Below are 12,924 nucleotides of genomic sequence, written 5' to 3'. Positions count from 1 at the left end.
TTGCGAGGGCGGCCGGCGGGTATTCGCACCGCAAGCCGATCGCGATCCCAAGGCGGTGTCCCGTGCGAACCATCTCCACCGATATTCCCGCCCGGTTGGATCGGCTGCCCTGGTCGCGCTGGCACTGGACCATCGTGATCGGCCTCGGGTCGGTATGGATTCTGGACGGGCTCGAGGTCACCGTCGTCGGCAGCGTGGCGGGCCGGTTGTCCGAGCCCGGCAGCGGCCTGGCCATCACCGCCGCCCAGGTTTCCGGCCTGGCGGCGGCGCTGTATGTGGCGGGCGCCGGCGCGGGTGCGCTGTTCTTCGGCTGGCTCACCGATCGGTTCGGGCGCAAGAAGCTGTTCCTGATCACGCTCGCGGTGTATTTGTTCGCCACCGCTATGACGGCGCTGTCGTTCAATATGTGGTGGTTCGTGTTCTTCCGCTTCCTCACCGGATTCGGTATCGGCGGCGAATACGCGGCGATCAATTCCGCTATCGACGAACTGATTCCGCGTAAATACCGCGGGCGCATCGACATCGTCATCAACGGCACCTACTGGCTGGGCGCGGTCGGTGGCGCGCTGCTGTCGGTGGTCGTGCTCAACACCGACCTGTTCCCCGCCGACGTGGGCTGGCGGCTGAGCTTCGCGCTCGGCGCGGTCTTCGGGCTGGTCATCCTGTTCGTGCGCCGGTCGGTGCCGGAAAGTCCGCGCTGGCAGTTCATCCACGGGCGCGAGGACGCCGCCGAAACGACGGTGGTCGATATCGAGAAACAGGTGCGCGCGAGCACCGGCGCGGAACTCGAGGACGTCTCCGATCAGCAACTGGAGATCAAGCAGCGCCGCTCCACCGGATTCGGCGAGATCGCCTCGGTGCTGCTGCGGTTGTATCCGAAGCGGGCCGTTCTCGGGTTCTCGTTGTTCATCGGGCAGGCATTCCTGTACAACGCGATCACCTTCAATTTCGCGCTGATCCTGACGAAGTCGTTCGATATCCCCAACGACCGGGTCGGCTACTACTTCGCGATCATCTGCTTTGGCAACTTCCTGGGCCCGCTGTTCCTGGGCAAGCTGTTCGACACCGTGGGCCGCAAACCGATGATCTCGGGCTGCTATATCGGGTCGGCGCTCCTGCTGTTCGGCACCGCATGGCTTTTCCACGGCGGGCACCTCAGCGCCGTCACCCTGACCGCCTGCTGGACCGCGGTGCTGTTCATCGCCTCCTGCGGTGCCAGTGCCGCCTATCTCACGGTCAGCGAGATCTTCCCGATGGAAACGCGGGCCATGGCCATCGCCTTCTTCTACGCCATCGGCACGGTCGCGGGTGGTGTCGCGGGTCCGCTCGTGTTCTCGAAACTGGCCGAGGACGGCGATCCGGGGCGGATCGCGCTGGCCTTCGCCATCGGCGCGACGGCGATGCTGCTCGCCGGGCTGGTGGAGGTGGTGTTCGGGGTGAAGGCCGAGGGGCGGTCGCTGGAGGAGTTGGCGCGGCCGCTCAGTGCGTCGGCGGAGAAGTAGGTCAACCGGTCCTGATCGGCCCGTAATCGGCTGTGCCCCAGGTTGTCTCGGATCGTGTCTCGATGGCCGCCGCGGGGGCGTCGACGATCGGCGTGAGGAGTTGCAGCTCGCCCCAGTCCCGGGTCCAGTCGTGTTCCAGGTACCCGGGCAGGGTGCGCGGCCGGGTCAGCTGGCCGGTCCAGCCGAGCGGGCCGCCGCCGGTCTCGTCCTGCCAGGTCCCCGCGACCTGAGCGTTGAGCTTGTCCGGGGTGATGCGCCAGACCGGGAGTTCCGCCACGCCGTCGCGATGGTCGAACGGTCGCTGACAGGGGAAGGCGAAGCCGGTCTGGAAGTCCGCGAGCACCGGAGCTGTGCTGCCCACCAGCGCGTTCAGCGTGGACAGGTGCGGTAGTCGTGGCGGCGTGACGGCCAGCCACTGCTTGTCCGACGGGGTATCGATATCGGCGACGAGCCGGATGGCGTTGGCGTCCTCGGGGATTCGGTCCAGGGGGACGGGGAGGTTCCGCCACATCGGAGCGCCGCCGACGGCCGGGGGCGCCAGATCACCCAGGATCTCGAGTGTCCCGTCGCCCGCACGCCGGGCGAACTCCAACCGCAACTGCCGTCCTTCGAAACGTCCAGCGACGGTGAGGATCACGGCGCGGTAGGCGGGATCATGTTGCGCGGTAGTGAGATCCAGGAGGTACCACTGGGTGGTCAGGTGCGCCCGGCGTTTCTCCCCGTTGGTGTAGCTGCCCAGCACCGGAGTGCGCCGCGGGTCCAGGCCGAAGGGCAATGCCGCTGTGCTGCCGTTGATTCCGGCAGCGGTTCGGGCCTCTTGCGGGGGCTGCGGCCGGCCGGCGCTGGGCGGACCGGCGGGACCAGGACCGTCGGGCGCGAGTTCCCCGAGGCCCTCGGCGGTGAATCCGGCGTTCTCGGCGGCGAGCCCGTTGGCGGCCGAGCCGACGTAGGGCTGCATGAGCGAATCCGCGGTGTCCGTCTCCACCAGCACGGAATCGGCCAGGCCACAGCCGTTTCCGGTGAGGCCGCGCAGATTGGACAGGCCGACCGAGTAGGCCGGGTATTGCGAATAGGCGGCGGTGGCCATGGTGCCGACCTGGAAAAGCACCAGAGCCGCGGCGGCGAACGCCAGCGGGTGCACGAGGAAATCCTTCGGCGCGGCAGGCGCGCGGAAGTACTGCCAGACCGCGACCCCGGCGAGAACTACCGCGAGCGCCAGCAACACCGTCGAGAAAGCGGCCCCCGCCAGTTGGGGAGAGCGATTCGGCCACGCCACCCCATACCCGGAGACGTACCACCACCCATTCGACCCCGTGCAGCAGAAAGCCAGCAGGAACAACAGCGCGGCACCGAACAGCGAGCGACAGTAGTCCGCGCGCACCACGCCGGCGCCCAGCACAACTACCGTCACCGCGGCGACCGCGGCGGCCAGCCCGGCATACACCCCGAGATGATGCGTCCACTTGGTCGGCGTGAACATCATCAACAGCAGCGACATGACGACCACCGCCAGGACCCGGTACACCGGGCCCCTCGCGGCCCCCCGAACCCGGCCGCCCTTCCGCAACACCACGAGCACGCACACACCCAGGCACAACAGCATCACCAAGATCCCGAACCGCCGCGCCAGCGAACCATCCGGAGTCAGCGAAACCAGCGACTCCCACCGCGTCGGCTCCTCGAACCAGGCCAAATCCGGCCCGATCAACCGCCGCACCCGCACCGCCTCCAGCACCGACGCGAACGTCTGATCGGCGAACACCACAACCAGTACGACGGTGCCAGCGGCGAGAAGCGGCAGCGCCAGCACGAGATAGCCCAGCCTCTTTACAGGTCTGTCGATCCCGCGCAGAACTTGTCTGGCACCGGCGAAAAGAGCTGCAAGGCAGATCAATCCGCTCGGACCGGCGGCGAGCGCGAAGGCTGCGGTCAGGATCGCTATCGCGGCGGGGAGCAGGCGACGGGTGGCGATCGCGCGTTCCATCGAGCACCACGTGAGCAGGGCGCCCAGGGCGATCAGCGGCTCCGGGCGCAGGCCGTTGTTGTAGGGCAACCAGATCGTCAGGAACACCAGGCCGGCGCTCCACCGGGCCGTGGCATTCGATCGCACCCGGGAACCCAAACGCGGCAGCACTTCCCGGCTGAGCACCCACCAGCACAGCAGGCCGGTGAGCAGCGCGGGTAGCCGCAGCCACAGGCTGGCGTCGCTGATTCGCGTCAGCCACGCCAGCACCTCGTACGGCCATCCGAACGGCGCTTCCGCCACCCCGAACCAGCGGTAGTAGTTGGCCGTATACCCGGCCTCCCGCGCCGCCTCCGCCATGACGCGGATATAGCCGTCATCGGAGGTATTGGCCCCGATCACGTGCCATACCAGCAGAATTCCGCCCACGGCGCCGTCCAGGCGGGTGACCCGCCACCAGCCGACCGGAAGAAACCGCCGCGTCCGACGCTCCTCCGCGCCGTCGAGACGATGCAGGCAGATCAGCGCGAGGAGCGTGCCCAGCACCGCGCCACCCATCGCCGCGATCTTCACCGAGCTCGGGCTGGAAGAGAATCGGGTGTCGAGCTCCGCGCGCAGACGCGCGTCACCCAACTGCGTCCGATCCAAATCGGTATACAAACCCACGATTTGAGGCCGCACATCCTCGGACACCGTCTTCCGGAACGGCGTGCCGTCCGATCGTGAAATCCCAGAAAGCTCAGCTGTGGTGCCCGACGCGGCGGAGTGCACACTGAGCGCCCCGCACAACTCGGTCCCCGCCGCTTTCTCGACCTCGGCCACCACGCCACCCGGCAGCCCCTGCGTCCCAGCCGAATTCGCACCCGGCGCGGTCACGGGTCGCTGCACCCCAGGAGGCGGGACGGACTCGGGCTCCGAATCGACGCCGGAGGGCAGCTGAACTCCCGGAGATTCCGAGCCCATCGGCGGCGGATACGGCGCACCCACGGGGCCTTCCGGAGGCGGCGCACCGCCGGATGGGGGCGCGGTGGGGCCGGGCGGCGGCGTTCCCTCCCCTTCCGGAGCACTGTTGTCGAACACCGGCCCCCCACCGGTGATTTCCGCGATCGCGGCGGTCAGCAGGGGCGTACCGCGTAGCGAGACGGCGAGTGTGCGCCCGATCCCGGCGCGTTCCTCGATCCGGACCAGCAGTCCCCTGTCCCCCGCCCCCGGCACGGTCGAAACCACCGTCCCGCCGGGCAGATCGCGCAGTGTGGTGCAGCCCACGCTGAAATCCAGATTCCGGGCTGTATAGCCGACCAGCGGCGCGGTGACCTGAGTCGCATGGGTTTGCGGCCACTCCAGGCTCGCGAATTGCTGCCGTACCGGGAGCAGCGGTGTCAGCACCGCCAGCAGTACACCGAGACCCCCCGAGATGACGGCGATCAGGTGTACCCGGGACAACCCGGGCGAATCCGCACGCACGAATCAGGATGCTAGCCATACCCGGCGGGAAAACCGAGGGCACATTTCCCCGAGCCCGATCGTCCGCGACGACGTAACGTCGAGAATATGGCGGATTTGGTCTTGGGCCCGGTGTTACGGCACGTCGACGCGACCTCGGCGACCGTGTGGGTGGAAACCGACACGGCGTGCGAGGTAGAGGTGCTGGGGCAGCGGGCCCGGACGTTCCAGGTCGGCGAGCTGCATTTCGCGCTGGTCTGCCTCGACGGTTTGGAGACCGGCGCCTCGATTCCCTATCAGGTCGCGCTGGATGGTGAAACGGTCTGGCCCGAACCGGATTCGGAGTTCCCGCCGTGCCGTATCCGCACCCAGCCGGTGCGTACGATCCTGTTCGGCTCCTGCCGCGCGGCCAAGGCCACCCCGGGTGTCCTGGAGGCCGACAAGGTCGGCCCCGACGCCCTGGACGCCTACGCGCTGCGAATGCGGGACCTGCCCGAACAGCAGTGGCCGGATGCCCTGATGCTGCTCGGCGATCAGGTCTACGCCGACCAGCCCACCCCGCAGGTGGAGCAGTGGCTGGCCGAGCGGCGCAACGGCGAGGAGCCGGAGAAGGAGGTGGTGTCCTTCCGCGAGTACGCCGAGCTGTACCACGAATCCTGGTCGGATCCGGAGATCCGCTGGCTGATGTCGACCACTCCGACCTCGATGATCTTCGACGATCACGACGTGCGCGACGACTGGAACACCTCGCGCACCTGGCGCGAGCAGATGGCCGAGAAGCCGTGGTGGCGCGGCCGCATCCGGGCCGGCCTGGCGTCGTACTGGGTCTACCAGCATCTGGGCAATCTCGGCCCGGACGATCTGGAACGCAACGACCTCTACCGCGAGATCACCAAGGCCGGCACCGATGTTCAGGAGCTGCTGGAGGATTTCGCCGAGCACGCCGACAAGGAGGCCGACGGCCGCAAACCCACCCGCTGGTCCTACCGCCGCGATTTCGGCCGGATCCGGTTGCTGGTCGTCGATACCCGCAGCGGCCGCATCCTCGACGGTGAACGCCTGATGGTCGGCGACGAGGAGTTCGACTGGATCGAGGCCAACGCCGCGGGTGATTTCGACCACTTGCTGATCGGCTCCTCGCTACCGTGGCTGATGCCACACGCCGTGAGCCATCTGCAATCGCTCAACGAACGGGCCGCGAGCCTGCCGGGCCTGCGCGGCCGACTAGGCGAGCTGGTCAGACAGGCCGCCGACCTGGAGCACTGGCCCGCTTTCCGGGCTTCCTTCGAGCGCCTGGCCGCCCTGATCCACCGGCTCGGTTCCGCCGCGGACGCCCCGAGCACCATCTGCGTCCTGTCCGGCGACGTCCATCACAGCTATGCCGCCCGCGCCGACTATGCCGAGCCCACGAAATCCACGGTGCTGCAATTGGTCTGCTCGCCGGTGCACAACGATCCGCCGAAGCGTTTCCACGCGCTGTTCGCGCTGTCCTGGGCCCGCCCGATCGCCGCGGCGCTGCGCAAGCTCGCCGACAAGCGCGGGATTTCGCCGGATCCGGTGCAGTGGCAGAAGGTGAGCGGCCCGCACTTCGGGAATTCCATTGCTTCCCTGGTGATCGACGGCCGCGCCGCCACCTTCGTGCTGGAGACCGCCCGCCCGGACGAGGGCCTGATCAAGGTGGCCGAGCTCGACCTGCAAGCAAACGCGTAGCACGCAGTAGGCTCCGGACTCATGGCCCTGAGCGCAACCCTGCACACCTTCGCTGTCCAGCTCGCCGACGTCGACCGCGGCGTCTACGAGGAGCTGGACCTGCGGGTCGCGCGGCATCCCTCCGAGACGGCCGAGTTCATGCTGACCCGGCTGCTGGCGTACTGCCTCGAATACACCGACGGCATCACCTTCAGCGAGGGCGGCGTCTCCTCCACCGATCAGCCCGCCGTACTGGTGCGCGACCTCACCGGCCGGGTCACCGCCTGGATCGAGGTCGGCGCGCCGGATGCCGAGCGGCTGCACCGCGGCAGCAAGCTGGCCGGCCGCGCGGCCGTCTACACCCACCGCGATCCGGTCAAGGTGCTCGCGCAACTGACCGGCAAGCGCATCCACCGCAGCGCGGACATCCCCGTCTACAGCTTCGACCGGGCCTTCATCGACGAGGCGGTCGCCGCCCTGGACCGCCGCAACGCCGTCACGGTGTCGATCACCGAGCGTGAGCTGTTCCTCGAGCTGAACGGGGTCGGCCTCAGCACCGCGATCGAGGCGCATCACATCCCCTGATCCGGCAATTGCGCGTACCGAAATGGCTTGCGCCGCATCGTGATAACACATTCGTTAACTTTGTTAATCACATGATCGCGACCTATTGATTATTACAATTGCACGGCCGGTCGAGCTCGAAATATTACGGCGGCATCGGAATTCCGCCGGAATCGATAGTGCTCGCGCGGATCCAGTCGTATCGTGGTTCTGCACAGACCCCTGGGTCTGCGCTGTTGGATGTGGCGGGGAGGCGCCAACTCTCATTCGCAGGATTGCAAAGGAGAAAACCCGTGAAATCAGAACTTTCCGCCGCGAAGTGGTTCAAGAGCCGGCGCAGTGGCGCGTCCCGGGATTGTGTCGAGGTCGCCTTCCTCGACACCGGGCGAGTCGGCGTGCGGGACTCGAAGAACCCCTCCGGCCCGGCCTTGGTATTCACCCCCGGCGAGTGGACCGCGTTCACGACGTCCATCGCGTCCGGCACATTCGACCGGTAACCCCACCGCGGCGATCCTTCGCCGGCCCATGGTCATCCGAGCGGGCGAAGGATCGCTGTGGTTACCTCGGCGGCACCCCGCCCGGCGGCGGCTGACCGTCGGCCGGCGGCGCGGGCGGCGACCCGCCGTGCGGCACCGGCCGTCCGACGTACTTGGCGATCTCGGGTACCAGCCGATTGGCCACCTGCTGCCAGTTGCCCCAGTTGTGCACGCCGATGGCCGGGAAGTCGTAGGTGACGTTCTCGGTGTATCCCAGTTCGGTCAACCGCGCCTGGAACGCGCGCGTATTGGCCAGGGCGATCGACTCCAGCGGCATGCCCTGCAGCACCGCGTCGGCCGAGGCGAGGTCCTGCTGCGCAGGCTGCCCGCTGCCCGCCGAAATGTAGAGGCGAGTCCGGTTCGCCAGCAGCTTCGGGGCGAACTGATACGGATCCATCCGGGCCCACTGCGGGCTACCCGCCGGCGCCATCGCGTCGATGTTGTACCCACCGGCCGCGATCATGGCCAGCCCCAGCGCTTCCCGCATCCCCGGCGCCGACATGTGCAGGTAGCCGGACAGCGAGCCCGCGTAGCCGAACTGGTCCGGATGGTAGGCCGCCAGCAGCAGCGCCGCACTGCCGCCCATGGACAGTCCGAAGACCCCGTTGCGTTCCGTGGCGAAGCCGAGCCGCTCGGCCAGCGCGTCCTTGAGCGTCCGGGTCAGGAAGGTCTCCCAGACGTAGCGGCTGGTCTTACCCGAGGTCTCGGCCCAGCCCGATACCGCGGACCCGGAATCCGAACCGGGCAACGCGTTTCCGTCCGGATTGACGCCGTGGAAACTGCTCGGCTCGGCCCAGTCGACATAGAAACTGGACTGCCCGCCAACCGGCAGCACCACATTCACATCGAACGCGGCCAGCGCGGCCGGAATGCCGGTGTATTCCTCCCAGCCGTTCATATCGGATTCGGCGCGCTCGCCGTCGAGCAGGTACACCACCCGATCGGTGTTACCGTCGGCCGCCCGCAGAATGCGGGTCTTGATCTGCCCCATGCTGGAATCGACGAAGAAGTCGAAGGCATCGGGATTGTATTCCGCCGTCGCGGGCGCCGCCGATACCCCGAACGGCAACAGCACCGCCGCTATCGCACCGGCCAGGACGCGCCCGAGCGTTCCACCCCACATAGTCGGCCATGACCTTTCCGCCGCGCGCCCGCGAACCCGGCCGCGTCCCCACGCTTCCGGGATGCAGACTACCGCGCCGCGAATTCCGATGCGACGCTGAATAGTTGGCGGAACGACTCAGAGGCAGTTGAGGCAGGTGCCGGCGCGGGGCAACTGCATGAAGCACTGCGAGCACACGGCCTCGCGGGCCGGCTGCGCAGGCTCGGCCGCGGCACCGGTGTGGGTGACCTGCGTGGTCATCTTCGCGGCCGGACGGCGGCGGCTGGCGACCTTGGGGGTCAGCGGCGGGACGGTGAAATCCTCGGGCATTTCGGCGCCGTGGAATTGGTAGCACTGCCAGCGGGCATAGGCGGCGTGTAATTCGAGATCGTCCGGGACGGGCAGCGCGGCCAGCTCGAGGACGTACTTGTAGGCCTCGCCGACGGTGTGGTTCTGCCGCACGCACAGCGCGGTCAACGGCGGCTCCCCCGCCTTGTGACAGCGGCGCGCGACCTTGCGCAGAATCGCTTCCATCCAGGTGCGGGTCGGCGCGGCGGTGTGCACGCCGGACACCTCCTGCACGCGCTCGGCGAGTTCCGTCACGGTGATGAAATAGCCGTATCCGGTGGCGATTTCGGCCAACTCGGTGTGCGCGGCCAGTGCCCAGGCCACGGTCGCGTCCTTCAAGGGCACCGGAGTCCGGTCGCCTGCCTGCCATGCCGCCGCCACCGTGGATACACCGCTTCTCGTCACCCGAACAAGTTAGCGCTTCACCCCGCCCCGCGACGAATGGCCTGGGCGAGGCGTTGCGCGTGTCACTGGTCCGGCCGGCTCGCTCTGGCCGAGATCGCGGGCCGATACCGCCGGGTACGGTGCGCGCCAGCGCCGAAATACGGCACCTTGCCGGCGGCCGCGGGCTTACGCTATTCGCAGCGCAATTCCCCGTGCGCGATCTGATTCCACCAGAAGGTCGATGCCATGCCGAATTATTACGGACCGGGCAGTATTGTCGAATATCAGGGCAATCGGTATGAAGTACTAGGGGTTTCGTTCAGTTATCCCAATGGCGTGGAGACCCTCAATGGCCACGACATCGCCCCGGTCGGCGGCGGCGCCATTGTCAATTCGGTGCCGACGAGTGCGCTGACACTAATTACTCCGCCACCGTCCACCGCACCGCCGGAGTCGGCCGCGCCGCCACAACTGACCCTCGAACAAGCGAAAGCCGAAGCCGCGGTGCGCGGTTACTACCTGCCGGGCAGCGTCGTCGAGTACCAGGGCAGGCAGTTCAAGGTCGCCGGTGTCTCGATCGGCTATCCCGGCGGCGTAGCGACGGTGAACGGCCACGATCTGATTCCGGTCGGCGGCGGCGCGGTCGTCAATCTGGTGCCCTACAGCGCGTTGACCCTGCTCACGCCCCCGGCGCCGCGCGCACAGCAACCGGCACCGCCCCCGCGCCCGACCCAGCCGGCCCCGCAGCCCACGCCGCAACCCGCGCCCGCGCCGCCGGCCTCCGGCTCCACCGTGGACCTGGCGACCAATGTGGTGGTCACCTCCTCCAGTTCGACGATCGGCAAGGTCCGCGCCACCGTCCGCAATCCGAACGGCGCCGCCTCGGGCCCGGCCACCATGACCATCGTCGTGCACCCGGTCCAGGGCTTCTCCTACAAGGCGGGCGCCGGCGGTGACTGCACCAGCAGCTTCATCCCCAACACCTCCGACAGCCAGTTCGTGTGCACGGTGCCGGCGATCGCGGCGGGCGGGCAGTACACCCGCGATATCGAGGTGGAGAACCTCTCGCACCAGGGTCCGCGCTACGTACAGGTCAGCGTGACCACCCTGATGACCGGCGATCCGAACAGCGCCAATAACCGAGCCGGGGTAACGCTGACCCTGACCAGCTAGCTCGGCTACCCGGCCTCGGGGAAGGCGGTCTCGTGCAGGGACCGCCACCGGTAGCCGAGTTCGGAGCCGGTCAGCACCGCGGTGACCATGCGCCGCGCGCGCATCTCCCCGTGCCGGTACTCGGCCACGAAGCGGACCGCGACAACGGCGTCGTCGTTCGCCAGTTCTTCGACCTCGGAGATCTCGATCCGCAGACCCGGCTGCACATTGCGCACCGACCACACTCCGGTCAGCAGCGCCTCCCGGTCGACCACCTGCGCGAGAATCGTGACCGCCGTGAACTTCTCGTGCAACGCCTCGGCGAACCGGTCGAACACCTTCGGCGGCGCGTCCGAGCCCATCCACTCGGCCAGGTCCGAATGCAGGGCCGCCACCACCTCGGCCGACCCCGCGGGCGTGCCCGCCGCGGCCGAGGGCGAATCCTGCTCGCGCGACCGTCTGCCCATCCCGCCATCCTCCCGCAATTTCGCCCCGACCAGCAAGATCGTTTTCAATTCGGCTGTGCCGCTGACCTATTGCACACAAGCCCCAGGAAGTCCGGGCTCGGCTCGAGTCGGGTCCGGCCCCGCGCTGTGGCACTATTCATCCGAGGGGGACCTGCCCCGAGGACCCAGCCGAGTGAAGATGAGCCGCCGCACCCGACGCCGCACGCTGACCGCGGTCCAGCGCCAGACCGCCCAGCTACAGCCGTTCACGCTCGCCGAGTTCGGCACGATCCTGGCCGCTGCCAGCGGCATTCCGGTGCGCATCGCGGCGAGCTCGGCCCTGCCGTCCGCCGTCGCCGGGCGCTGGGTCCGCACCGATTCCGGTGATCTGATCGAGTACGACGCCGACCTGCCGGAGATCGCGCGCATCAACACCGTGCTGCACGAGGCGGGCCATATCCTGCACGGCCACACCAGCGTCGAGCTCCGCCTGGACGCCGGCCAGGCCCTGTGTTCCATCGTCAGCCCCGCCGCCATCGGGAACTTCGCCCGGGTCCGGTATCGATCCGCCTACGAATCCGACTGCGAACGCGAAGCCGAGGCCTTCGCCCGGCAGACGCTGCGCACCATTCTGTGGAGCGATGTCGACACCGGGGAAGCCGCGGATATCCGGGGGGCGCTCGGCTTTCCCCGCACCCGAATCGAGTAGCCGCGTGGGATTGTTCACCGCCGTCGTCTCCCTGCTGATCCTGTTCGGGGTGTGCGCCCTGCTCTGGCAGCTGACACCGCAGGGTGCGCGCGGGCAGCGCGCGCCCATCGTGATCCTGCTGCTGCTCTCGCTCAGCTTCGTGGTGCTGACCCCGGTGGCCGAGGCGTTGTTCGCGGCGGTCTGGGTCAACAGCGCCTACCTGTTCAGCCATCTGTGCGGCCTGAGCGCCGTCGCGCTGACCACCTTCTACTGGGGCCATGCCCTCGCCGCGACGCCGCCGAACCGGCAACGGGTGCTGCTGACCCGCGCGCTGTACGGCGTGGTCGCCGTCGTCCTCGTGTACCTGTTCGCGACCTCGCCGCAGCAGCCGCACGGCCTGGGTTTCGCGCGCGAGTTCGACGACAGTCCGCGCATCCAGCTCTACTGGATCATCCAGGCGCTGATGATGATTCACGCGACCTGCACGCTGGGCATCGTCGCGGCGCGGGCCAGCGCGCGCGAACGGCACTGGCGGCGCGTGCTGCTGAGCCTGCTGGCGGGTGTGGTCGTGGTGTACAGCCTGTACGAAGCCTGGGTGATCGTCGTGGTCACCGTGTGGCCGGCGCTGCCGCCCCCGCGGGCGCAGCTGCTCACCACCGCGTTCCAGATCGTCGCAAGCCTGCTGCTGGTGACCGGGAGCGTCGGGCCGGGGCTGCTCGGCGCGGTCCGGAGCACCCGGCTGGCGCGTTCCTATATCGGCGAGCTGACACCGCTGCACGAGTGGCTGACGCGGCGCTACCCGCAGGTCCGGTTCCGCGTATCGGCCAGCCGGCGTGCGGAAACCCGCGTCACCGACATGCTGATCGAGATCAGCGATGCCCTGCGGCTGCTGCAACGCGATGTGCCGCACCTCGCGGCCGCGCACGGACTGGCCGACCACACGATCCGCACCAGCGCGCGCGACAGCACCCACTGCGCCGCATACGAATTGGCCGCCGCGCGGCTGTTCAGCGGCCGTCTTCCCCAGTTACCGGAGCAGACCGCTCCTCTTCACGATGCTGTAGCATGACGCACACTCGACGGTGAGCCCGAAAACATTGAGGAGCG

Annotated in this window: 11 protein-coding genes; 7 read left to right on the top strand and 4 right to left on the bottom strand. The window is 68.3% G+C overall.

Translation table 11 applies throughout. The features are described 5' to 3' along the window. Positions 1-62 precede the first annotated feature (62 nt). Positions 63-1,502 (top strand): MFS transporter, encoded by a 1,440-nt coding sequence (locus AB0H76_RS03495; protein ID WP_357316778.1) that lies wholly within the window; start codon positions 63-65, stop codon positions 1,500-1,502. Position 1,503: 1 nt separating this feature from the next. Here AB0H76_RS03495 and AB0H76_RS03490 read toward each other — a convergent pair whose 3' ends face one another. Continuing rightward, positions 1,504-4,929 carry an arabinosyltransferase domain-containing protein gene (locus AB0H76_RS03490; protein ID WP_357316776.1) on the bottom strand — a complete coding sequence of 1,142 codons (3,426 nt, stop codon included), beginning with the start codon at positions 4,927-4,929 and terminating at the stop codon, positions 1,504-1,506. Between the two features lie 87 nt (positions 4,930-5,016). Here AB0H76_RS03490 and AB0H76_RS03485 point away from each other — a divergent pair, with 87 nt between their 5' ends. The 3 genes from AB0H76_RS03485 (at position 5,017) to AB0H76_RS03475 (ending at position 7,658) form a co-directional block, all read left to right on the top strand. Then, the gene (locus AB0H76_RS03485) at positions 5,017-6,618 is read left to right on the top strand and encodes an alkaline phosphatase D family protein (protein ID WP_357316773.1); all 1,602 of its coding nucleotides are present in this window, start codon (positions 5,017-5,019) and stop codon (positions 6,616-6,618) included. 21 nt (positions 6,619-6,639) lie between these two features. After that, the gene (locus tag AB0H76_RS03480; RefSeq protein ID WP_357316770.1) at positions 6,640-7,182 is read left to right on the top strand and encodes a YaeQ family protein; all 543 of its coding nucleotides are present in this window, start codon (positions 6,640-6,642) and stop codon (positions 7,180-7,182) included. Between the two features lie 272 nt (positions 7,183-7,454). Further along, a complete protein-coding gene (locus AB0H76_RS03475) occupies positions 7,455-7,658 on the top strand; it encodes a DUF397 domain-containing protein (RefSeq protein WP_357316768.1) in 204 nt (67 codons plus the stop codon). A gap of 61 nt (positions 7,659-7,719) precedes the next feature. Here the strand turns inward: AB0H76_RS03475 and AB0H76_RS03470 are convergent, their stop codons facing one another. Together AB0H76_RS03470 and AB0H76_RS03465 are read right to left on the bottom strand one after the other, a co-directional pair. After that, complete coding sequence (locus AB0H76_RS03470; protein ID WP_357316766.1) at positions 7,720-8,820, bottom strand: alpha/beta hydrolase family protein; 1,101 nt, start codon at positions 8,818-8,820, stop codon at positions 7,720-7,722. A 117-nt stretch (positions 8,821-8,937) separates the two neighbouring features. Beyond that, a complete protein-coding gene (locus AB0H76_RS03465) occupies positions 8,938-9,552 on the bottom strand; it encodes a hypothetical protein (protein WP_357316764.1) in 615 nt (204 codons plus the stop codon). A gap of 315 nt (positions 9,553-9,867) precedes the next feature. Between AB0H76_RS03465 and AB0H76_RS03460 the strand changes: the two genes are divergently transcribed. Next, on the top strand, positions 9,868-10,704 hold the full coding sequence (locus AB0H76_RS03460; protein WP_357316763.1) for a hypothetical protein: 837 nt from the start codon (positions 9,868-9,870) through the stop codon (positions 10,702-10,704). A 5-nt stretch (positions 10,705-10,709) separates the two neighbouring features. On the opposite strand, the gene AB0H76_RS03455 is transcribed toward AB0H76_RS03460, so the two are convergent. Further along, on the bottom strand, positions 10,710-11,150 hold the full coding sequence (locus AB0H76_RS03455; RefSeq protein ID WP_357316760.1) for a hypothetical protein: 441 nt from the start codon (positions 11,148-11,150) through the stop codon (positions 10,710-10,712). A 172-nt stretch (positions 11,151-11,322) separates the two neighbouring features. Between AB0H76_RS03455 and AB0H76_RS03450 the strand changes: the two genes are divergently transcribed. Both AB0H76_RS03450 and AB0H76_RS03445 read left to right on the top strand, forming a co-directional pair. Next, entirely contained in the window at positions 11,323-11,838 is a 516-nt protein-coding gene (locus AB0H76_RS03450; RefSeq protein WP_357316758.1) for a hypothetical protein, read from the top strand. Between the two features lie 4 nt (positions 11,839-11,842). After that, positions 11,843-12,886, top strand: coding sequence for a DUF6545 domain-containing protein (locus AB0H76_RS03445; RefSeq protein ID WP_357316755.1), 1,044 nt, complete (start codon positions 11,843-11,845; stop codon positions 12,884-12,886). Positions 12,887-12,924: the final 38 nt, after the last annotated feature.

The sequence above is a fragment of the Nocardia sp. NPDC050712 genome (genome assembly GCF_040654295.1).
Lineage (GTDB): Bacteria > Actinomycetota > Actinomycetes > Mycobacteriales > Mycobacteriaceae > Nocardia.
The sequence above is the reverse complement of the archived record's forward strand: the minus strand, read 5'-3'. Positions and strand labels throughout refer to the sequence as shown.